This window comes from Bacteroides sp. AM16-24 (assembly GCF_003471885.1).
Taxonomy (GTDB): Bacteria; Bacteroidota; Bacteroidia; order Bacteroidales; family Bacteroidaceae; genus Bacteroides.
The window spans coordinates 236,644-260,402 of the sequence record NZ_QRKI01000007.1 but is presented as its reverse complement, the minus strand read 5'-3'; the positions used below and the strand labels follow the sequence as shown (position 1 = coordinate 260,402).

Genomic DNA, 23,759 nt, shown 5'->3' with positions numbered 1-23,759 from the left:
ATAAAAAGAGTATGTCCTTCGGGGCATACTTTTTTTTAAATGAAACAACTACTCTGTGAAGAATAGTCCTTTTTTTCACCATCGTGAAAAGTAAAATGTTGTTGTGTGAGGCTGTCCCAGTGGGAGACAGCCTCACTCTTTTTCTGTCATATAGTCCCGTACCTTGTCACTCTTTCCTTTTTTCTGCCATTCTTTCCACTTTCCTCCTTGTTTGATCTTCTTATTTTTGATTTAGATCAAGAAATGTGTTATAAAACATATTTTTCTGCCAAATATTACTGTTTGTTCTAAACAAAGGCATTATTTTTGTGTTGTAAAACATGTATTTAATAGGATAACAAGATTTTTAAGGAGGATAACAAAATGAAAATGTTAAAGAAAATTTTTAAGCACATCAGCGAGGCTGATAAGCATGTTTGGGGTTACGCAACAATTTACTAAACCCCTCTTTTAGATTGTGTGTATTTGAATTTTAGGTATTAGTTTAATTTTTAAGGTTATGAAAAAAAAGATTTTTAAAACATGGAGAAACATTCTTGCCGAAGTAGGTCGGAATGAGATGTTGATGATGGGTTATACCCTGAAGAAATAAGAAAGCATTTAATTGAACTTGAACTTTATGAAGTGAGGAGTACGTTCGAAAGCGTACTCCTCATTTTTTTATTTCTCCTTGAAAGCTTTTTTATATAAAAATCAGCTTTTGTTTAAACTTTATTCCCTTACTTTGTTGTTAGTACAAAGATTAATAGAATAATATCTATGAAAAGGATTCAAAGAATTTGTGGCTTAATACTGCTGGCTGTATTCTGGGGTTGTATGCCCATGCTGCATGCGCAGTCGTTTGATAAGTTGTGGAAACAAGTGGAGCAGGCGGAACAGAAAAGTCTGCCGCAAACCGTAATTAAGCTGACGGATGAGATATTCCGGAAAGGGGAGAAAGAAAAAAATACCCCGCAGATGTTGAAAGCTTATATGTGCCGGAGAGACAATCAGGATATGTTGACGCCTGATAGTTTTTATGTCAATCTGCAAGGATTGGAACGATGGGCTAAGTTGGAACAGAATGCGGTTAGCCGTGCTGTACTCAATTCGTTGGTAGCTAATATCTATGCTGATTATGTGGTAGGTAACCGTTGGGAATTAAGGCAACGCACTTCGCTCGATTTGGAGGAAAATGCCTTGCCGAAGGATATCCGTGAGTGGAGTGGTAACTTGTTCATGCAACAAGTTATGAAATATACCGATGAGGCTCTGAAAGACTCGGTTGAACTGTTGAATACGTCCTCACGCAGTTATGTTCCTTTTGTAATTTTAGGAGATGCAAGTGAGTATTATCACCATGATATGTATCATTTGCTGGCATCGCGATCCATTGAGGCTTTGCAAAACGTATCAGACTTTGATACGGATACGCTTGTGAAAAGTAAAATCATGGACATTTACGGGCAGATGATTAATACTTACCGGAAGATGCCGGACCGGGAGGATGCAACTGTGTTGACCATGTTGGATTACATGAAGTGGCGCAATCAGAGAGAAGATGTATTGTTTCGTCCCCGTACTTTAAAAGAGGGGGAGAGTGATGCTCCGAACCAGTACCTGCATGTGCTGGATCGTATTATTAAAGATTACGCTAAGCGTGATGTCTGTGCGGAAGCCTATCTGGCTAAGGCGCGTTACTATCGCAACGAACAGGAAAATCAGAAAGCTTTGCAGCTTTGTGATGAGGCTATCAGCTTGTATCCCGATTACAAACGAATTTCGGCATTGTATAGTCTGAAGGAAGATATTCTGCGCCCCGAACTGACTTTGAATGCGAATAAGACTGCCTATCCCGGGGATTCTTTGGCATTGCAGGTTACTCACAAGAACTTAGATGGCTTTACAGTCAATTTGTTCCGTACCACTTTGACAGAGTCGGTTACTGAAATGCCGGAGATAAACTCTGTTTTTTATAAGAAATATACCCGTAAGGTAAAGGCGGAACATTTTATGTTGTCCCGCCCGGAAGATTATAAGTTAGCTTCCAGTACATATAGTATTTTATTGCCTGATGAACCTGGCATTTATGTCTTGCAGATTGTTCCGGATAGTAAAGAAGGTAAGGGCTCGGAAAATTTCATTTATCTGACCCGATTTAAGGCTCTGACGATGGCGCTGCCGGGAAATAATAATGAGGTAGTGGTGTTGGATGCTAAAACCGGTAATCCAGTTGCTAACGCTGAAGTCATTTTCTATTCTACCTATTATATAGGAAAGGATAACAAGGAAGTGGAACGGAAAACGACCGATGAAGCCGGTAAAGCAGTGTATAAGTCGGATTCAAAGATTCGTTCTTTGGTTGTCAGAAAAGGTTTGGATACGGCAATGCTGCTTCAGCGTACATCTTCCGGTTCTTTTGCGAGTTGGGGAGACGATTTTGAGGAACCGCAAAATGAGTGGGAGCTACTGACCGACCGTTCTTTGTATCGTCCCGGACAAACTGTTTATGTGAAAGGTATAGCCTATACTCAAAAGGGTGATACGGCTGATGTAATCCCGAATGCTGTATGTGGAGTGGTGCTACGTGACGTAAACCGCAGGGAAATTTCACGCAAAGAACTACGGACGAACGAGTTCGGTTCATTTGCAACGGAGTTTATGCTTCCCACGGCCTGCTTGAATGGAAATTATACCATAGAAGCTTCCGGTGCAGAGAGCGAGGGCTGGGCGGATATACAAGTGGAAGAATATAAACGTCCAACCTTTGATATCGTATTCGATTCTCAAAAGGCATCCTATCAGGTGGGAGACAGTGTACAAGTGAAGGGTAATGCAAGTTCATTCAGTGGTGTACCTTTGCAGGGACTGGAATTGAATTATACAGTTATCCGGAATATTTATTCGTGGTGGCGGGGATATGGAAATGGAGGCACGCCTATCGCTTCCGGCAACGTAACCGTAGGCGATGATGGAGATTTCATCATCCCTGTTTGTCTGAAAGGTGATGATGATAATAACGTCTATTATACCTATCGGATAGAAGCATCCGTCACGAACCTGGCCGGTGAAACGCAGACAGCCGTCACATCATTGGCAGCAGGCAATCGTTCGGTAGTTCTTTCTGTTGATGGTGAGGAACGTATCTGCAAGGATGATAGTATTTGTCTTACTTTCCATGCGAAGAACCTTAATGGAGGACCGGTAGCACTGAAAGGCGATTACCGTCTGCTGCAGGTAGTGAACGGAGATTCACTGGTTCGCATCAGTGCTACTTTTGAATCTAATGTAGCCACCCTGTTGCCGGAATGGAAGAATTTGCCTTCCGGTGAATATGAACTGCAACTGAAAGCTAAGGACGACCAGGGCAGAAACGTGGACTTTGAAAAGAAGATTGTTCTTTTCTCTTATACTGATAATCGCCCAGTGGTGAAGTCCGACGTTTGGTTCTACATCCGCAATGACGAGTTTGATGCCGGACATCCGGCACAGTTCTGTTTTGGAACTTCCTATAAAGACGCTTACGTGATGCTGGATATATTCAACGGCAAACAGCGTCTGGAAAGCAAGATGCTTCAGTTGTCCGACTCTATAGTCCGTTTTGATGTTCCCTATCGGGAGGCATACGGCAATGGAATCGAATACCTGTTTACTTTCGTCAAGGATGGCAATGTGTATTCAAAACTGGTAAGATTGCGGAAACGCGTGCCGGACAAGGAGTTGACCATGAAATGGGATGTTTTCCGCGATAAGCTACGCCCCGGACAGGAAGAAGAATGGCGCTTGACGATAAAGACTCCGCAAGGCACCCCGGCTATGGCTGAAATGCTTGCTACGATGTATGACGCTTCTTTGGATAAGATATATTATAACCGTCAGAGCTTCTTTGTAGACTATTCCAATTATATGCCTGGCATCGGTTGGCATGAAAGCTATATGAACAGGTCGTATTACTCTTGTAGCTTCCCGATAAAAGATTGGAAAGTACCTGTGATGATATATGACCGTTTCTATTCTCCAATAGATTTTGCGGGAGCGGTAGTGTTGGGATATAGGAGTACAAGGAAGGCTAATTTTACTGGTAGCGTAGGAGGAATGGCAACTGTTCAGAGCAGGGCTATGGCAAAAAACTCGGCGGATATGGTTGTTGCGGATGATGACGCGGATATTGAAGAACATGCGATTTTTGAGAAAGCGATGGAAGCACCCGAAATGGCTACAGGGGGAGCTTCCACAGTTGAACTTCGCACTAACTTTGCTGAAACAGCGTTCTTCTATCCGCAACTGCGCACCAATGAACAAGGTGAGATTTCTTTCTCCTTTACTATGCCGCAAAGTCTGACGCGCTGGAATTTCCGCGGATATTCCCATACGAAAGGTATGCTCACGGGTACGCTGGATGCTTCTGCCGTAACGTCCAAAGAATTTATGTTGTCACCCAACATGCCACGTTTCGTGCGGGTGGGGGATAAAACGAGTATTGCCGCAACCGTAACTAACCTGACAGGAAAAGCCTTGAAAGGAACCACAAAATTCATCCTCTTCGACCCGATGACGGAGAAAGTGATTTCCACACAGAGTCAACCTTTCACTGTGGAAGCGGGAAAGACTGTTCCCGTAACCTTCCGCTTTACCGTGACGGATAAGTACGACTTCTTAGGTGTACGCATGATTGCCGATGGTGGTACATTCAGCGATGGCGAGCAACACCTGTTGCCTGTATTGAGTGATAAGGAATATATCACTGAAACTCTTGCTATGCCGATACGAGGTGAAGAAACCCGCACTTTCTCTCTGGACAGCCTGTTCAATAATAACAGCCGTACGGCTACCGACCGTCGTCTGACAGTGGAGTTTACCGGAAATCCGGCTTGGTATGCCGTACAAGCATTGCCGGTATTGAGCCAACCTCGTACAGATAATGCTACTGCCTGGGCTGCCGCATATTATGCCAATTCCCTTGCTTCTTACATTGCCAATAGCCAGCCACGCATTAAAGCTGTATTCGATAGTTGGCGTATGCAAGGTGGTAAGAAAGAAACTTTCCTCAGCCAGCTGCAGAAGAATCAGGATGTGAAGAATATCCTTCTTGAAGAAAGTCCTTGGTTACTGGAGGCCACTACAGAAGCTGAGCAGCAAGCTCGTATTGCTACACTGTTCGATCTCAATAACCTGGCAAATAATAATATAACCACTCTTACCCGATTGAAAGAACTGCAAGATGCCGATGGCGCATGGAGCTGGTATAAAGGGATGCCGGGGAGTCGTAACATGACGGGATATATCACCGAACTTCTCGTTCGTCTGCCTTTACTTACCGGACAAAAGAATTCCGGTGATGCCCTTTCTATGCAGCAGGCAGCTTTTAAATATCTGCATCAACAAGCATTGGAGGAATACAAGAGTATTCGTAAAGCGGAGAGAGACGGAGCTAAAATAACTACCCTCTCACATTCGGCAATGACCTATCTCTATCTGATAGCTATTTCCGGTGAGAAAGTGCCTGCTGCCAATGAGGCTGCTTATAGTTACTTCCTTTCCAAAGTTGGCACGAACCTGAACACGGCTGAAATGGGAATGAAAGCGCAGTCGGCTATTATTCTACTAAAAGCCGGCCGTATGGCTGAAGCTAATGAGTTTATTGCTTCCATTAAGGAACATCTGGTGCAAACCAATGAACAAGGAGCTTATTTTGCTTTCAATGAAAAGCCCTTCCGCTGGGGAATGCAGCCTATTCCTGTTCATGTGGAAGTAATGGAAGCTTTACGTCTGGCAGGTGGCAATGACGCCTTGGTAGAAGAAATGAAGCTTTGGTTACTGAAACAAAAGCAGACTACAAGTTGGAACTCACCGGTTGCAACGGCGGATGCCGTTTATGCATTGCTTTGCCAAGGGACTGATTTGTTGGCTACCCGTGGTGATGTACGCATTGTTCTTGGCAATAAAGTATTGGAAACATATAGTCCTGCTAAGACTACCGTTCCCGGACTGGGATATATTAAAGAAAGCTTTGCACAAGGCAGTCCCGAATTGCGTGCCAAATCTATCACTGTAGAAAAACGGGATGCAGGTATTGCCTGGGGTGCAGTGTATGCTCAATACCTCTCACCGATTTCCGATGTGAAACAGCAGGGTGGTGAATTGGCAGTGGAAAAGAAACTTTATGTAGAACGCACTTTGGCTACCGGAAAGAAGGAACTGCAACCAGCCACTGCTGCTACACAGTTGGCTGTGGGTGATAAAGTGGTTTCCCGTCTGACGATACGCCTTGACCGTGCAATGGATTTCGTTCAGTTGAAAGACCAGCGTGGTGCTTGCTTCGAACCGGTGAATTCACTTTCCGGTTATCGCTGGAACAGTGGAATTGGATATTATGTAGAAATAGAAGATGCTTCTACTAATTTCTTCTTCGACAGCCTGAGCAAAGGTGTGTATGTGCTGGAATACAGTTACCGTGTGGCTCGTAGCGGGCTATATGAGGCTGGATTAGCTACTATACAGTGTGCCTATGCACCCGAGTATGCTGCCCATTCGGCATCCATGAAAGTAGAGGTAGAGTAGTAATTTTAAAACACCCTTTTAGGAACTCTCATTTAAAACACCTACTTTTGTGCATCCTAAAATGAAAACGAATGAAACGAACCTTGATATGTATGTATGCGTTTGCCGCCGTAGCACTTACTGCTGCGGCGCAACCGCGTTTTTCATCTAATAAAGAAACCCACAACTTCGGACAGATTGAGTGGAAACATCCTGCCAGTGCACAATACGTTATTACCAATACCGGTGACCAGCCTTTAGTGCTTACTGAGGTGGATCCTTCCTGTGCCTGTTCCGTAGTTCAGTGGACACAAACGCCTATTGCCCCCGGTGATAAAGGTATCATAACTGTGGAGTTTGATGCAAAGGCATTAGGTCATTTTGATAAATCAGTAGCTATCTATTCTAACGCACAACCCGATTTGGCTTATTTGCACTTCACAGGCGAAGTAGTGCGCGAGATTAAAGACTTTACGAAAACTTATCCTTATCTGATTGGTCAGATACGGATAGATAAGAATGAAATTGATTTTCCTGATACCCATCGTGGCGCAAAGCCCGTTATACGGATTGGAGTAGTGAATCTGTCGGATCGTTCGTATGAACCGGTATTAATGCACCTGCCTTCCTACCTGGACATGAAAGTGGAGCCCAGTGTACTTCAGAAAGGTGAGAGAGGGCTGATTACATTAACCCTCAATACAGAGAAACTGACTGATTTGGGACTGACGCAAGCATCTGTTTACCTGTCCCGTTTCACTGGAGACAAAGTGAGTGATGAAAACGAAATACCGCTTTCAGCTATTCTCTTACCCGACTTTTCCGGTATGACAGATACGGATAGGGCAAATGCCCCGGTAATTCGTCTTTCGGAAACCGATATAGACCTGAGTGCTTTATTGGCAAAGAAGAATAAAGTGAAACATGATATACAGCTTACCAATACCGGACGCTCTCCGTTGCAGATTAGTAAACTGCAGGTATTCAATCCTGCCTTGGGAGTAAATCTTAAGAAAAGTGTGTTGCAGCCGGGAGAAACCACCCGCTTGCGTGTGACGGTTGATAAGAAGAATATCGCAAAGAAGAAACGTCATTTGCGTATTCTGATGATAACCAATGATCCGATGCAACCTAAGGTTGAGATCAATATTAAGGCAAAGTCATAGGATTTATGATTTTAAACCATAAATCCTATCGCAAATTTTCTCATAAATCATAAATTATAAATCTTATCATGGAACATCCTGAAAACAATGAAGCCTATAAAGGTCTGGTTGTCAATGCAGGCATTGAACAACCTTCATCTGTTAATCCCTATCGTCGTCCTAAACCCAGAAAGCGTCAGCTCTCCGTGGCGGAGTTTGTAGAAGGCATTGTAAAAGGGGATGTAACCATTCTAAGCCAGGCAGTGACTTTGGTGGAAAGCGTGAAAGTTGAACACCAGGCAGTGGCACAAGAAGTCATTGAGAAATGCCTGCCTTATTCCGGAAATTCTATCCGTGTAGGTATCAGTGGTGTACCGGGAGCGGGTAAAAGTACTTCCATTGATGTTTTCGGTCTGCATGTATTGGAGAAATATGCAGGTAAACTGGCGGTGCTTGCCATCGATCCCAGTAGTGAGCGTAGTAAAGGCAGCATTTTGGGTGATAAGACACGTATGGAGCAACTTTCAGTTCATCCTGCATCCTTTATTCGTCCCAGTCCATCGGCAGGGTCTCTGGGGGGAGTAGCCCGTAAGACGCGTGAGACGATTATTCTTTGTGAGGCTGCCGGTTTCGATAAGATATTTGTAGAGACAGTAGGTGTAGGACAGAGTGAAACAGCTGTACATTCTATGGTCGATTTCTTCCTGCTTATTCAGTTAGCTGGTACGGGCGATGAATTGCAAGGCATCAAACGGGGTATTATGGAAATGGCCGACGGTATTGTTATCAACAAAGCCGATGGTGATAATCTGGAGCGTGCTAAGCTGGCTGCAACTCAGTTCCGTAATGCTCTGCATTTGTTCCCTGCTCCTGAATCAGGATGGACGCCACAGGTAATGACCTATTCCGGCTTCTATAACTTGGGAGTGAAAGAAATCTGGGATATGATTTACGATTACGTTGCTTTTGTGAAGGACAACGGCTACTTTGATTACCGCCGTAATGAACAAAGCAAGTACTGGATGTACGAGAGTATCAACGAGCGCCTGCGTGATAGTTTCTATCATAATCCGGTTATAGAAGCTATGCTGGGTGATAAGGAACAGCAAGTATTGCAAGGTAAGCTCACTTCGTTTGTTGCTGCAAAAACTTTACTTGATACATACTTTAGTGAGATGAGAAAGGGGTAGAATAGCTACAAGTCACGAGCTATCTCACACTTCTTTCCCCTCCTTCTCAAAGTCTGCCTTCGATTTACTCTTCGTCACAATATATACGCCGAGGAACACTAAGGCAACGGCTATTCCCTTTTCCCAGCCGAATACTCCCAAGCCCATGATAATGGCAGCGATAGAAGCTACGATGGGCTGCATATAATTGTACATACTCACCACTGTGGGGCGCAATAGTCTTTGCGCAGTCATGATGAAGATATAAGCAAGAAAACTACCGCCTATTACCACATAACCTATTTGTACGTATGCTGCAGTGGATACCTCTGCCCACTGGATACCTGCCACATCCTGATAAGAGAATGGGATATAACACATAGATGCATATATAAACATCCACTTATTCAACGTAATAGGAGAATATTTCTGCGATAACCCCTTGAATACAGTCAGATAAATAGAGAAACTGATTTGTGCTACCAGACAAAGTAAATCTCCGATGATGCTGCCGTTGCCACTGCCTGCAGTCTGACTACTTAAAATAAGTGTCAGTGCTCCCATAGCTCCCACGAAGATACCCAGTACTTTCAGATTCGTGATAGGCTCTTTCAGATAGATAGCCGCAATAATCATAGTCACAATGGGAAGTGTGGTTGTCACAATAGAGGCATCGATGGGTGAAGTCATTGAAAGACCGAAAATATATACCCCTTGATTGAATACCAGTGCAAAGAGCGAAGCAAAGAATATCTTCAGCATATCGCGGTGGTCCACATGCTCATATTTACAAAATGCGGACAACAGCCAGAAACAAGCTGCCGCACCCACCATTCGGAATGTGGTCACCGATAAAGCTGAGAACTCCATAAGTGCGGATTTGCCGATAGGAGCCATAAGACCCCATAAAATGTTGGCAGTCAAGGCGAATATGTGCCCTTGTACATTCTTATTCATACTCTTTTTGTTTTTGAGGCTGCAAAAGAACAACTATTTTGGGAAACTAAAAAATAATCCTGTATATTTGCTTTGATTAAAAGCAAAAACTATGGAAGAACAAGCCAATTATATCCAACGTATCGAGATACACAGGTTGTGGGATCGCTTTAACATAGCCTGGGATTTGCGTCCCGATGTGAATATCCTTTCCGGTATCAATGGAGTAGGGAAGACTACGATCCTTAACCGTTCTGTTCACTATCTGGAAGAGCTTTCGGGTGAGATAAAGAATGGTGAGATAGAAGGAGTACGTATTACGTTCGATCGTCCGGATGCCACGTATATCCCATACGACGTAATCCGCAGCTATGACCGTCCTTTGATAATGGGCGACTTTACCGCCCGCATGGCTGATCCGAACGTCAAATCCGAACTAGACTGGCAACTCTATCTTTTGCAACGCCGTTATCTTGACTATCAGGTTAACATTGGCAACAAGATGATCGAACTTCTTTCAGGCGATGAGGAACAGCGTTCGCAAGCTGCTTCTCTCTCTTTGCCCAAGCGAAAGTTTCAGGACCTGATGGACCAGTTGTTCAGTTATACCCGCAAAAGCATAGATCGCCGCAGCAATGAAATCATTTTCTATCAGGACGGTGAACGCCTGTTGCCCTATAAACTTTCTTCCGGTGAAAAACAGATGCTGATTATCTTGCTCACTGTGCTGGTGCGCGATAATGCCCATTGTGTTCTCTTTATGGACGAGCCCGAGGCCTCCCTTCACATCGAGTGGCAGCAGAAACTTATCAGCATGATACGTGAACTGAATCCCAATGTGCAACTGATACTTACCACCCATTCTCCCGCCGTCATCATGGAAGGCTGGCTGGATGCAGTGACGGAAGTGAGCGATATTTCGAGAATAATAGGGGTAGAGTGATAGAGTGATAAAGTGATAATATACCCATGGCTACTTCTTTAAAACATAATCTCACCTCCGCCTATTTCAATGCCGCTAACAAACTCTATCCCAAGAAGGCGCGTCGTCGTATTGTGGCATACGTGGAAAGTTACGATGATGTAGCTTTCTGGCGCACATTGTTGGCAGAGTTCGAGACAGATGATTACTATTTCCAGGTGATGCTGCCTTCAGCCACTTCTCTTGCCAAAGGTAAGAAGATGGTGCTGATGAATACGCTGAACACTACTGAATTGGGCAAGAGCCTGATAGCCTGTGTGGATAGTGACTACGACTTTCTGCTACAAGGCAAAACGAACGTTTCACATAAGATAAACAGTAGTCCCTACATATTCCAGACGTATGCCTATGCCATCGAGAATTTCCATTGCTATGCTGAAAGCTTGCATGAAGTTTGTGTACAGGCTACGTTGAACGACCGTATGTTGATAGACTTTCCTGCTTTCCTGAAACGCTATTCGCAGATTATTTATCCGCTCTTTTTGTGGAACGTCTGGTTCTACTGCCAACGGGATACATATACTTTCCCGATGTACGATTTCAATGCCTGCACCCGCTTGCAGGAAGTCAATGTGCATCATCCCGAACGGACGTTAGAGCCTGTGCAGCGTGCCGTTGATAAGAAACTTTCTGAGATGCGCAGGCGATTTTCGCGAAATATAAAAGCAGTGGAGGCTTTAGGCGTGGAGTTGGAGAGACTGGGATTGAATCCGGATACGACTTACCTATATATACAGGGGCATCACCTCATGGACGGTGTTGTGATGAAACTTCTTATTCCCGTATGTACCGTATTGCGTCGTGAGCGCGAACAGGAAATCAAGCGTCTGGCTGCTCACAACGAGCAATTCCATAACGAACTGACCAGCTATGAGAATAGCCAGACCAACGTCAGCCTGATGTTGAAAAAGAACAGCGGATATAAGAACCTTTACTTGTATCAGTGGTTAAAAGAAGATATAGGAGACTTCCTGAACAGGGAGCGATAATTACTAACCATTAACCCCAAAATTAATTCTTAGTATCATGAGCATTGTACAACAAATTAATGAAGGACTTCAGACTTTAGGTTTCAGCCAGTCATTGGCCGACCAGTTAGATCAATTTATAGCATTTCTGGGAGTTCTCCTGGTGGCTTATCTGGCAGATTCCATTTGCCGGAAAATCTTGCTGAAAGTTGTTTCGCGTTTGGTAAAACAAACAAAAGCTACCTGGGATGATATTGTTTTCGACCGGAAGGTGATGGTGCACCTTAGCCGCATGGTGGCACCTATTCTTATTTATATCCTGCTGCCCCTGGCTTTTTCCGATGCGGGATCGGCAACGTTGGCGCTTATTATGCGTTTCTGCCTCATCTTTATTATTATAATGTTTCTTAGCTTTATCAGCGCTTTGCTTACTGCGGTTTATACCGTATATAGCGAGAAGGAACAGTTTCGCGACCGCCCTCTGAAGGGACTTTTGCAGACTGTGCAGGTAATTCTTTATTTTGTCGGGGGCATCATCGTCGTCAGCATACTGATTGACCGCTCACCCGGTGTATTGCTCACCGGTCTGGGAGCTTCGGCTGCCGTGTTGATGTTAGTGTTCAAAGACAGTATCATGGGCTTTGTTTCCGGTGTGCAACTTTCTGCCAACAATATGCTGAAAGTGGGAGACTGGATTACCATGCCTAAGTATGGAGCGGATGGTGACGTAATAGAAGTATCATTGAACACGGTGAAGGTGCGCAATTTCGACAAGACCATCACTACCATTCCTCCTTACCTGCTCGTAAGCGACTCTTTCCAGAACTGGCGTGGTATGCAGGAGAGTGGCGGACGCCGCATCAAGCGTTCTATCAATATCGATATGAACAGTGTTCGGTTCTGTACTCCCGAAATGTTGGCAAAGTATCGCAAGATACAGCTCTTGGCAAACTACGTTGAACAGACGGAACAAGTGATAAAGGAGTATAATGAAGAACATCATATCGACAACTCCATCCTTGTGAACGGGCGTCGCCAGACGAATCTCGGTGTCTTCCGTGCTTACCTGAATTGCTACTTGAAGAGCCATCCGGGTGTAAATCATGATATGACCTGTATGGTGCGTCAGCTTCAACCTACCGACCACGGTATACCGTTGGAACTGTATTTCTTTTCTGCAACCACGTCCTGGATACCATACGAGGACTTGCAGTCCGACGTTTTCGACCATCTGCTGGCTATCATTTCAGAGTTTGATCTGCACGTATTCCAGTCACCGTCCGGTGAAGATTTCCGTGAAAGGCTTGGTTGAGATGAAAGGCTCTTGAACTCTCAGGTTATTCTCAATGCGACGGGAAGACCCCTTCAATGCGATGAGGAAGCCCCTCAATACAATGGGAAGAAACCCTCAATACGATGAGGCGGGCGTTAAATTAACGCCGGACAAGTTCAAAAAGAACTGTCCGGCGTTGCTTTTGTAGAAGCTTAGCTTCGGCGTGTGTATTTCAATGAGTGATTAATATACTGTGTTTTGTGGGTCGAAGTTCGTCCAGCCTTCCAGCCAATTATCATTCGTGTCGCGGAAAGCACCGATATAGTTTCCGTCAGTTCCCATGATAGCCGTAGCGGGGCAGTAATTCTGACCGGTATTCATCGGGTCAGCCAATCCCAGTTCAGCCTCAGTCATTACTTTGTTCGAAGCCTCACTCTTGAAGAAAGTGTGTGAATAAGAAACCTGGCTTTCATCATACGTTCCGGTTTCTCTGTTGTAGAGATAGTCTTCGTATTTCTTATTATTGTCCGAGCCAACTACACCCATACCGGCAAAGATGATATTCTTCAGATGGAAATCGCCGTTTTTAGAATATTGAACCGTGTTTCCTTTTTCGCCATCCACAATCAGACCGATAGGATAACCTACTGCCAATGTATTTTCGCAGCTCAGCTTACTGCTGCGACGTATCTGCATGGCGGACTGGAACAGACCCAGCTTGGATTTATTATCCGGGTACATGTCACCGGCAGTGATGTATTCGGAAGTGTTCAGGAAATCAGTGTTCTTGGCAGCCATCGGGCCGATGAACGTTACATTCTTGAATGTTGCAGTTGTGAATGGAGCGATGTCTGCACCTGTTCCGTTGTTATCGCTTTCGAAACCATTGGATTGCGAGGTGTCGGCAATGCGCGGGTCACGGATAGACAGGCAGTATTGTACAGTTCCGCTGAAGCCGTTGTCCGTATCGAATTCATCGTCCCAGCCTTTATAAGCTACCAGATATTTGCAGTTCACTGCACCGCCGAACCATTCGAAAGAGTCGTCGTTAGAGTACGATACCTGTAAGTGGTCGATGGTGGTACCACTACCCACGGAGCCGAATGTAATGCCGTTGATCTCTTTGTCTGTTTCAAAGGGATAACCTGCAAACTCCACGCGGATATACTGGAAGATACCGGAATTGTCGGCATCATTGCTGCCTCCGTGTATGGTGCGCGGTCCGCCTTCTATTTGCTGTGTACCCTGGTTGTTTTTGGCTTTACCGCAAATGATTAAACCACCCCAGTCACCCGGTCTGCGCTGTCCGGGAGCTTCCTCGGAAGTCATGACAATAGGGGCTTCCTTGGTTCCTTTCATTTCTACATATCCACCCGGTTCTATAATAAGACTCGCCATTGTCTGTTTGTCACCCTTGATAATAGTGCCTGCGGGAATCCTCAGTTTAGCGCCATCGGCTACGTATACCCAGCCTTTCAGCAGATAGGTTCCTTTTTCCAGAGTTACATCGCCGGTGAATACGAAGTGTTGATCGCCATTGCCCAGTTCTGTTCCATTATTGAACAGTACACCTTTGCTGTAGGCTGTTGTGCCATCATAAGTCACTTCGGGGTCTGTACTTCCATTTCCTCCGTTCCCACCATTCTCTCCATTGGTGTCGTCAGAACAGGAAGACATCACATTTCCAATTGCAATGGCTGTACACATCATAATGATCCAGCCAAACTTCTTAATTTTCATTTTCATACTTTTCTTAATTTGGGAATTAAACTTCTTTATGTTCAGGTTTTGTTAGTACTTTATAAACTGAAAGGGTGAAATATCAGAAGCTATAGGCTATGGCCAGGTTGTAGCTTCTTCCCGGTTTGTAACTGCGGGTCACCTCTTCAATGGTGCGGGCTTGTCCGTTTACGGTGACGTCTTCAAACTGTTTGAAGTAGTAGCGTTCGGCCAGCAAGTCACGTACGGTAGCTTTAATTTCCAGTTTGCCAAACTTTTTGCTTGCCGAAAGGTCGATGCTGTTGCGCGGCATTTCGTAAGAGTTTGGTATGTTGCGTGCATCACCTTCGGAAGAACTGCCGTAGCGGTTGCCTACACCGATGATACGTTTTCCGATACGGTTGTAGAGTACGGCGGCGTTCCATCCCTTATCCGGATTGTTATAGAAGAGACCCGTGTTGATGAGGTAAGGCGATTGCCCCTGCATGGGACGGTCTATATTATTGCCACCTTCTTTAAACTGTACTTTGCTCTTGATCCATGCGCCATTGAATGAGAAACTGAAATTACGCATACCGATGAAGTCGAGATTCTTGCGGATATCTACTTCTATACCGTAGTTGTTGGCACCTTTGGCGTTGACGTAAGAGTAGACCGGATCAGTTCCTCCCGACATGGTGTAGGTCCATTCAATAGGATTTTCGAAGTGTTTGTAGAACAGGGCAATGGAAACTTGCTCACCATTGCTGGGATACCATTCGTAGCGCAAGTCTACGTTCTGTATGTAAGCTGCCTGCAGGGATGAATTACCCATGACACTGCTTCCCAGGTCGAAATCATAATAGACGGAAGTGGACAGTTCACGAAATTCAGGACGGTTTACCGATTTACCGTAAGCCAAGCGGAACTGATGCTTTTCACTCAGTTTGTAAGTGGCATTGACGGAAGGGAACAGGTCTTTATAGTCATAGAAAGTACTTTGCAGGCTTTCTTCATACGAGCGGGTATTCATGATCAGTTCCTGACGGGCATATTCATAGCGTGCTCCGGCGTAGAAGTTGAAGGAACCTATCGGAACGTTGATGCCGACATAACCGGACAATTGCGTGTTTTTGCCCTCATAGTTATTCATGTAGTTCACTTCTTCCTGCATGTAGAGTTTGTCAATTCCATAGTTGGAGTCTATCAATATATTGTTTGCCACATCATTGTCAAACTGGAATCCCTTAGGCAGGCTGTTATTCGGTTGCCAGCCGTACTGGAACTGGCGGGTGTTGTAGGTACGTGTACGGTACTCGCCATAAGCACCGGCTTTCAAAGTAGGGGCGATGTCACCGAACTGGAAATCCTGGCGATAATTTATATTTGCTGAGCCGATGTGTTCGTCCAGTTTGGTGAATTCACGGCTGATACGGTAAATACCCATGGTTTCATTGGTGCGGTCGGTACGTTCAATGAGGCGACGGTCCGGCAGGTTACGGTTGGCGTAAGCATAACCCACACTCCAGTCGAAACGACTGTCATCAAAGTTGTGCCTGCCTGTGAACTGGGTGTTGTAAGTGGTACGGCTGGAGTAGTAATACTCCATGTTGTTGATGTTGTCCGGTTGTGCGTTGAAACCTGTACGTTCCGAGTAGCGGTCTTTGGATATCTGGTTGAAGATATTCTTGAACTCATAGCGATGGTTGCTGTTGCGTGGCTGGAAGATGAGGTTCAGCAGGGCACCGAGGCGGACATCATTGCTGTACTGGTTGTCCGTTGCTTTCCGCAGATAGACGTATTTGTCATTGTTGGTATCATAAGGGCCATAGAGAGAGTTTTCCATATCGAGATAAGTCTTATAGGAGTTGCTGTAATTCACAGCAGCCAGCATACCGATGGTACGTCCGCTTTCGGTTTCCCACTTGCGGTTGTATGCCATATTCAATTTTAAGTCCCCTACGGGTTTGATGGTTTTCAGTGTCCAGTCGTTGTTGAAACCATTGTTTAATACATCTATGCGAGCTGTGTTTCCGGTTTCATATCCGGGATACATGTTCAGTGTGCCTTTCATACCGGCATCCAAGCTACGGAAACCGTTTCCGAAGCCGAGCCGGTCCATGCTGCTACCCTTGGCTTTACGAAAGTCTTTGAAGTGCGTCTGGTCATTGATAGCTCCTCCTACTGATATGTTGAAGCTGTTTTCGCCGGGCATATCTTTGGTATTTATCAGGATGAATCCACCCGTGAAGTCTGCGGGATATTCCGGGGCGGGGCTTTTTACGATTACCATATTATCCAGTTGTGAACTGGGGATGATGTCGAATGAAAAGGCGCGTGAATCGGCTTCCGAACTGGGCACGGCACTCCCGTTCATCCATACATTATTGTACCGCTGCGACAGGCCGCGCACCATTACAAACTTTTCGTCGATGATGCTGATGCCGGGTACGCGACGGATGACTTCCGAGGCATTGCTGTCCTGGGTTTTAGCTATTTGTTGGGCGGAAACCCCGCTCTGTACTACGAGGCTGCGGCGCTGTTCCTGTATGAGTGCCACCTCGTTATTCCGTTTGGCTTGTGCAGTGACGGAGACTTCGCCTAACGTTTGTGCATCACTCTCCATCTCAAAGTTCAGCACAGTTTCGGCCTTAACTTTTACACTGTTGAGCAGGACGTCTTTGTATCCTATATATCTCACGGCTATGGTGTATGTACCGTCTTTTACATTCAGCGTATAGTTACCGTCGATGTCGGCTACTACCCCCTGCGCTGTCCCGGTTATCTGTATGGTAGCTCCGGTCAGCGGCTCTTTCGTCTGCTTGTCGAGGACGGTTCCTTTGATGTTTCCAGCCAGGGCGGTCATGGTGGAAAGTACCAGTAATAAAATAAAGAAAAATACTTTTCCTAAATCCAGTTTCATGCTCATCTTTTATTGTTTCTTGTTTCCGGTGCAAAGATGCGGCAACGGAATTACAACCGTAATACACATGTCATACGATTGATTCTCAAATAGGTTACAATTTGGTGACACCACGGATAAAGCGGACCTATTCAGTTCATAGCCTATAACGTTCTAAACTTTCTTTTTTTGTTAGTAGGAATAGGACAGAAATTAATAAGTAAGCATTATCTTTGCGCTATTCAGAATATTAAAAGCACAAATCGTATGAGTGGCAATCGATCACATGAAGCAAAACATTTTCAGCTCCTTTCATCTGTTGGACAAATAGGCTGGTGGGAAGCAGACTTCATTACGAGGGAATATCTTTGTTCCGAGTATGTTTGTAATTTGTTAGGCTTGGAGGGAGACACGCTGACTTTCCGCCAGTTTGGTCAATTGATTCGTGAAGATTACCGTTGCCGCATTACACGTGAATTCCTTTCGATAGAAGAAATCGAGGTATATGAGCAAACTTTTCCTATCTACTCTTCACAAGGCATTGTGTGGGTTCGTTCCCGTCTGGGTGAAAAGTGGCTGACAGAAGATGGACATCCAAAGGCATTTGGTATCCTTCAATTGGTTGATATCCCTGCGGACGAACAATCCGGTGGTATTCTGAAACAGTTTAATGAATTGTTGTTTCGACAGCATTCTGTGTCCCAGTCCTTACGTAATTTTCTGAAGGACAAGAATCTGAGTGAGGTCATTTCAGGAGTATTGAAAGATGTCCTCGAACTCTTTCATGGAGGACGTGTCTATATAGTAGAATATGATGCCGGTTATCGTACCCAGAGTTGTACTTACGAGGTAGTGGCTGACGGGGTCAGCCCTGAAATAGATATGTTGCAACAGATTCCGACCAATGGTATGGAGTGGTGGCTTAAACAAATGTTGGCGGGCAAGCCTATCCTGTTGAATACTTTATCGGATTTGCCCCGGGTGGCCCGTCAGGAATCTGAGATACTTGCTGTGCAGAATATAAAGTCACTCATGGTGGTTCCTCTTCGGAATACCGAACGGGTGTGGGGATATATCGGTATTGATTTGGTAGACAGATACTATAAATGGACGAATGAAGATTATCAATGGTTTTCCTCTTTGGCTGACATCATTAATATTTGTATCAGTCTGCGCCTTGCCAGAGATGAGGCCGACCGTGAACGTAATTTCCTGAGCAATCTTTATAAGCATATGCCTATGGGATATGTACGCCTTTCCATTCTTTGCGACGAAGAAGGAGAACCTTATGACTATCTTATCACAGATGCTAATCAGTTTAGTGCGGATTTGTGCGGTTCACCTTTAGAGAGATACAAAGGGCGTTTTGCTTCGGAAATCTATTCCTCAGACAAACTGTCAACCAAACTTCTGATTCTTGCAGATATACACAAGCATGGCTTGTACAGGGAATTGGACGAATATTTTGAAGAGTCAAAGAGGACTTGTCATTGCATTATTTATTCTCCCGAACCGGATGAGTTGGTTTGTCTCTATATGGATGTCACTGAGATGCGCCGTACGTATATGGCTTTGGATCACAGTGAGAAACTATTGCGAAATCTCTTTTCTAACATCCCTGTCGGTGTGGAGATTTATAATAAGGATGGGATACTGATAGATCTTAATAATAAAGATATGGAGATATTCGGGGTCAAGGACAAATCAAGTACGCTTGGAGTGAATTTCTATGAGAACCCGAATGTGCCGTCTGATATCCGCGAAAGAGTGAAGGCAGAAGATGAATTTGACTTTTCGCAGGACTATGAATTTTCTAATGTGAGCGATTATTATGAATCGGAAAAGAAAGGTGGAATAGAACTTTATACCAAAGTAAGTAAGATATACGATAACCAAGGCGATAACAATGGCTTTGTGCTTATCAATATAGATAATACGGAACGTATCAGTTCCATCAACCGGATACGTGATTTTGAGAACTTCTTCCTGCTGATTTCAGAATATGCCAAGGTAGGTTATGCCAAACTGAATCTGCTTACCCGTAATGGATATGCCATCAAGCAATGGTATAAGAATATGGGTGAAGATGAAGATACGCCATTGGTTGAAGTGGTAGGAATTTATAATAAAATGCACCCGCAAGACAGGGTACGTGTATTGGCTTTCTTCGAGAAGGCTAAACGAGGGGAAGCTACGAGTTTCAAAAGTGAGATGCGTGTGCTCAAACCCGGAACATTGAATCAATGGAACTGGGTACGCATGAATGTGGTACTCAACCGCTATGATCCCGAGAATGGACTGATTGAATTAATCGGTGTCAACTATGATATCACCGAGTTGAAGGAAACGGAACAAAAGCTGATTGAAGCCAAAGAGAAAGCCGAAGAGGCAGACCGCCTGAAGAGTGCTTTCCTGGCAAATATGAGTCATGAGATACGTACACCGTTGAATGCCATTGTCGGTTTCTCAAGCTTATTAGTGGAGACGGAAGATCCGGAAGAAAAGCTGGAATACGCCAAAATGGTGGAAGAGAATAATGAATTGTTGCTCCAACTGATTTCAGATATTCTGGATCTGTCGAAGATAGAGGCGGGAACTTTTGATTTTAAGTTCAGAGATTTCGACATTAATACTTTGTGCGGAGATCTTGTACGCTCCATGCAGTTGAGAGTGAAACCGGGAGTGGAACTTATTTTTGAGCCAACCTTGCCGCAATGCGTCATCGTCAGCGATCCTAACCGCTTGCACCAGGTGGTTTCCAACTTTATAAATAATGCCATTAAATTCACTACCACGGGCAGCATTCGGATCGGATACGATAAGCCGGACGACAAGCATTTGCGGGTATATGTGACAGACACTGGCATTGGTATTGCTCCCGAAGCTTGTCGTAAGATATTCGACCGCTTCATAAAGCTGAACTCTTTTGTGCAGGGCACAGGACTGGGACTTTCCATCAGCAAGAGTATCATCGAGCAGTTGGGAGGTAAGATTGGAGTAAACAGTGAGTTAGGTAAAGGTTCGACATTCTGGTTTATCCTACCGTTGGAATAATTCGGCTGTGAGCTACAAAAGTTACGCGCTACGCGCTACGAGCTACGAGTACTTTGCGGTGTGATAGCGCAGCCACTCGTAGCTTGTAGCGCGTAACTAATTCAGTCCGAACGAGAATTTGTCGATGGATTGATAAACCACGCTCGCAAGGCTCAATACAATAATACCGAGCGTACAGATGATAAGGCTTGCACGCGTATAATTATCGCTACGGAAAGTGGCGATAGGCTCATCACTCTTGTTGATATACATAGATTTTACAATCTTCAGATAGTAATAGAGTGAGATAATTGTGTTTACCAGTGCAATAAATACCAGCAAATGGAAACCACCCTGGAAAGCTGCTGCAAAGATAAAGAACTTCGAGAAGAAGCCTGCAAACGGAGGAATACCTGCCAGTGAGAACAGAGCGAGCGTCATAAGGAACGCCAGCTTGGGATTGGTACTGTACAGTCCGTTATACTCTTCGAGTGTGAATCGGTGGGCACGCAAAGCGATAATCGTGATTACTGCAAATACAGAGAGGTTGGCAAACATATAAATAAGTACGTAATATACCAATGATGCCATACCTTGTTGTGTACCGGCAATGACACCCAACATAATGTAACCTGCTTGCGAGATACTGGAGAATGCCATCAGGCGTTTCAGGTTTTCCTGGCGTAGTGCAAAGAGGTTGGCAAGGGTGATAGAGGCTATGATAACCCAGTAAAGTACTTCCTGCCACTGATCTATCATCGGAGCAAATGTCTTGATCAGAATTGTCAGCAGTACGAAAGCAGCTGATCCTTTGGAGATTACACTCAGGTAAGCAGTTACCACACTCGGAGCACCTTCATATACGTCGGCTGTCCAGAGGTGGAAGGGAACGAGCGAGAGCTTGAATCCCATACCGGAGAAGAAGAATACGAATGCCATTATCTGCAAAGCGTTACCGTTTAGATGAGCCGGAACATCATCAAAGTAAAGGGTCCCCACCGTACCGTAAATAAGCGAAATACCATATAGCAACAGTCCGCTTGAGAAGAGTGCGGTAAGAATGTATTTGGCACCGGCTTCAGCAGAGTGGTGGCGATACTTATCAAAAGCAACCAGCGCAGCCATTGGGATACTTGCTGTTTCCAATCCGATGAAGAACATCAGGAAGTGTCCTGCAGAAATCATGAAATACATACCCAACAGTGTGCAGAGTGTCAACATATAGAATTCACCTTGTTTGATTACTGTATCCGGAAGTTTCAGCCATTCGTGTGCCATCAGGAAGACGATAAGCGTACCAACACTGAGTATAGACTTCACAATACTTTGTATTGGCGCATTATGGTACATACCACCGAAAGCATCGGCAGCCGGACCGGGTATGATCGTAATCAGCGTGTGTATCGTGAGCAACACGACGGGCAACATGGTGTTGAGTCGTGGGTTACCATCCTTTTTATGTGCATCAGGGCTCATAAAAAGGTCGGCTACGAAGAGGATAACGATGACCGCTATCAGCGAAAGCTCTTCTTTGAGAATGAGGAATTGGGAATAATCCATATCTGTTAAATTAATAATTAAGAATTAAGAATGAAGAATTTTGCTGTGCTATGATGCCGTGCGGTAATTCTTCATTCTTCATTATTAGTTCTTCATTAAAATGCGCTGACTACCGGTAGCACACTGTCTCCAATCATATTGCTGATCCATAACGGAGCAAGACCGAGACCTGCAACGCAAACGATGAGTATGATAACGGCGGTGCGTTCATCCCAGGTAGCGTCGGTTAATGTCAGGTGATGCTTGTTAGTACAAGTGCCATAGAGGATCTTGCCAACGAGTCTAAGTATATAGACTGCAGTGATTACGATACTGGTGCAGGCAATAATCGTCCACGTACGGTGGAAGACATCCACATGCTGGAATGCACCGTTGAAGATAGTCATTTCGGCAACGAAACCGCTGAGTCCCGGAAGTCCGAGGTTAGCAAGTCCGGCAATCACATAGCAGACAGCCAGGAAAGGCATAATCTTCATCAAACCGGAGAGCTCGCGTACGTCACGGGTATGAGTGCGACCGTATATCATACCGATAAGGGCAAAGAACAGGGCAGTCATTAATCCGTGGCTGAGCATTTGCAGGACAGCACCGGTACAAGCAGTCTGGTTCATCATCAGGATGGCGAAGAGTACGAGACCGCAGTGAGATACGGAAGAGTATGCGTTGATATACTTCAAGTCCGTCTGTACACAAGCAGAGAAAGCACCGTAAACTACGGATATACCAGTCAGAATCAGGAAGATCCATCCAAGTTCCTGGGCAGCTTCAGGCATCAGATACATGGCGATACGGAAGCAACCATAACCTCCGAGTTTCATCAGTACACCTGCATGGAGCATACTTACAGCCGTAGGCGCAGAGGCGTGACCGTCGGGGCTCCATGTATGGAACGGGAATAATGCACCGAGTACACCGAAACCGAGGAAGGTGAGCGGGAACCAGATACGTTGTTGTTCGATAGGAATATTATGCAATTGGGCAATCTCCAGCAAGTTCATACTGGTGGCACCGGAACCGAAGTAGATCCCCAGGATACCAATCAGCAAGAATGCAGAACCACCCATTAACATCAATGTCAGTTTCATGGCAGAGTATTCCTTTCGTCCACTGCCCCATACACCGATGAGCAGGTACATAGGAATGAGCGCTACCTCATAGAACATGAACATGGTGAACAAGTCCGTAGAAATGAAGAAGCCGAATACACCCAGGGAAAGCAGGGTGAACCAAAGGAAATATTCTTTTGTCAGCGGTTGCAAACGCCAAGAGGCGAAAGTACCGGTGAAGACAATGATGGCGGAAAGCAGCAACATGGCTACTGAAATGCCGTCTACTCCCACGGAGTAATGTATATTGAGTGCCGGATACCAAGGTACATCTGCACGGAACAGCATTTCGGCTGTGTCTCCGGCGGCACGGGCTTGCAAGTAAGCAATGGTCAGGCCTACGGCAGCCAGCACCAATGCTGATGCACCTACGACCATCACCGTGCGTATCTGCTTGATGTTACGGCTTAGCCAGAGACCAAGCAACATCAACAGAGGGATGAGAACAAAAATACTTAATATGTTCAT

12 protein-coding genes are annotated in these 23,759 nt (G+C 45.0%); 7 read left to right on the top strand and 5 right to left on the bottom strand.

The genetic code is table 11. The annotated features are described in order from the left end of the window. Window positions 1-759 precede the first annotated feature (759 nt). The 3 genes from DW182_RS10860 (at window position 760) to meaB (ending at window position 8,854) form a co-directional block, all read left to right on the top strand. Window positions 760-6,540: an alpha-2-macroglobulin family protein gene (locus DW182_RS10860; RefSeq protein WP_118295514.1), complete on the top strand. Its 5,781-nt coding sequence runs from the start codon at window positions 760-762 to the stop codon at window positions 6,538-6,540. A gap of 71 nt (window positions 6,541-6,611) precedes the next feature. Then, a complete protein-coding gene (locus DW182_RS10855) occupies window positions 6,612-7,685 on the top strand; it encodes a DUF1573 domain-containing protein (RefSeq protein ID WP_118295513.1) in 1,074 nt (357 codons plus the stop codon). A 68-nt stretch (window positions 7,686-7,753) separates the two neighbouring features. Continuing rightward, entirely contained in the window at window positions 7,754-8,854 is a 1,101-nt protein-coding gene (gene meaB / locus DW182_RS10850; protein WP_007666996.1) for a methylmalonyl Co-A mutase-associated GTPase MeaB, read from the top strand. Between the two features lie 24 nt (window positions 8,855-8,878). On the opposite strand, the gene DW182_RS10845 is transcribed toward meaB, so the two are convergent. Continuing rightward, window positions 8,879-9,790, bottom strand: a complete 912-nt coding sequence (locus DW182_RS10845) for a DMT family transporter (RefSeq protein ID WP_115502677.1) — start codon at window positions 9,788-9,790, stop codon at window positions 8,879-8,881. A 91-nt stretch (window positions 9,791-9,881) separates the two neighbouring features. Between DW182_RS10845 and DW182_RS10840 the strand changes: the two genes are divergently transcribed. From DW182_RS10840 to DW182_RS10830, 3 genes are read left to right on the top strand one after another with little or no spacing between them, the layout of a single operon-like run. Further along, entirely contained in the window at window positions 9,882-10,712 is an 831-nt protein-coding gene (locus DW182_RS10840; protein ID WP_044533112.1) for an AAA family ATPase, read from the top strand. A 26-nt stretch (window positions 10,713-10,738) separates the two neighbouring features. Continuing rightward, window positions 10,739-11,740 (top strand): DUF4435 domain-containing protein, encoded by a 1,002-nt coding sequence (locus DW182_RS10835; RefSeq protein WP_117707281.1) that lies wholly within the window; start codon window positions 10,739-10,741, stop codon window positions 11,738-11,740. 37 nt (window positions 11,741-11,777) lie between these two features. Further along, window positions 11,778-13,031, top strand: a complete 1,254-nt coding sequence (locus tag DW182_RS10830; RefSeq protein WP_118295512.1) for a mechanosensitive ion channel family protein — start codon at window positions 11,778-11,780, stop codon at window positions 13,029-13,031. Between the two features lie 204 nt (window positions 13,032-13,235). On the opposite strand, the gene DW182_RS10825 is transcribed toward DW182_RS10830, so the two are convergent. After that, on the bottom strand, window positions 13,236-14,738 hold the full coding sequence (locus DW182_RS10825; RefSeq protein WP_117707284.1) for a hypothetical protein: 1,503 nt from the start codon (window positions 14,736-14,738) through the stop codon (window positions 13,236-13,238). A gap of 76 nt (window positions 14,739-14,814) precedes the next feature. Beyond that, window positions 14,815-17,619 carry a TonB-dependent receptor gene (locus DW182_RS10820; protein WP_118295511.1) on the bottom strand — a complete coding sequence of 935 codons (2,805 nt, stop codon included), beginning with the start codon at window positions 17,617-17,619 and terminating at the stop codon, window positions 14,815-14,817. A 240-nt stretch (window positions 17,620-17,859) separates the two neighbouring features. Between DW182_RS10820 and DW182_RS10815 the strand changes: the two genes are divergently transcribed. After that, window positions 17,860-20,646 (top strand): ATP-binding protein, encoded by a 2,787-nt coding sequence (locus DW182_RS10815; protein WP_118295510.1) that lies wholly within the window; start codon window positions 17,860-17,862, stop codon window positions 20,644-20,646. 96 nt (window positions 20,647-20,742) lie between these two features. On the opposite strand, the gene DW182_RS10810 is transcribed toward DW182_RS10815, so the two are convergent. Both DW182_RS10810 and DW182_RS10805 read right to left on the bottom strand, forming a co-directional pair. After that, the gene (locus DW182_RS10810) at window positions 20,743-22,185 is read right to left on the bottom strand and encodes an NADH-quinone oxidoreductase subunit N (protein WP_115502671.1); all 1,443 of its coding nucleotides are present in this window, start codon (window positions 22,183-22,185) and stop codon (window positions 20,743-20,745) included. 95 nt (window positions 22,186-22,280) lie between these two features. Continuing rightward, window positions 22,281-23,759, bottom strand: a complete 1,479-nt coding sequence (locus DW182_RS10805) for a NuoM family protein (RefSeq protein ID WP_044534197.1) — start codon at window positions 23,757-23,759, stop codon at window positions 22,281-22,283.

Coding starts and splice junctions, on each gene's coding strand:
- DW182_RS10845 (WP_115502677.1), bottom strand. CDS start 9,790: ATGAATAAGAATGTACAAGGGCACATATTCGCCTTGACTGCCAACATT.
- DW182_RS10815 (WP_118295510.1), top strand. CDS start 17,860: ATGAGTGGCAATCGATCACATGAAGCAAAACATTTTCAGCTCCTTTCA.
- DW182_RS10810 (WP_115502671.1), bottom strand. CDS start 22,185: ATGGATTATTCCCAATTCCTCATTCTCAAAGAAGAGCTTTCGCTGATA.
- DW182_RS10805 (WP_044534197.1), bottom strand. CDS start 23,759: ATGAACATATTAAGTATTTTTGTTCTCATCCCTCTGTTGATGTTGCTT.
- DW182_RS10820 (WP_118295511.1), bottom strand. CDS start 17,619: ATGAGCATGAAACTGGATTTAGGAAAAGTATTTTTCTTTATTTTATTA.
- DW182_RS10830 (WP_118295512.1), top strand. CDS start 11,778: ATGAGCATTGTACAACAAATTAATGAAGGACTTCAGACTTTAGGTTTC.
- DW182_RS10855 (WP_118295513.1), top strand. CDS start 6,612: ATGAAACGAACCTTGATATGTATGTATGCGTTTGCCGCCGTAGCACTT.
- DW182_RS10860 (WP_118295514.1), top strand. CDS start 760: ATGAAAAGGATTCAAAGAATTTGTGGCTTAATACTGCTGGCTGTATTC.
- meaB (WP_007666996.1), top strand. CDS start 7,754: ATGGAACATCCTGAAAACAATGAAGCCTATAAAGGTCTGGTTGTCAAT.
- DW182_RS10825 (WP_117707284.1), bottom strand. CDS start 14,738: ATGAAAATGAAAATTAAGAAGTTTGGCTGGATCATTATGATGTGTACA.
- DW182_RS10840 (WP_044533112.1), top strand. CDS start 9,882: ATGGAAGAACAAGCCAATTATATCCAACGTATCGAGATACACAGGTTG.
- DW182_RS10835 (WP_117707281.1), top strand. CDS start 10,739: ATGGCTACTTCTTTAAAACATAATCTCACCTCCGCCTATTTCAATGCC.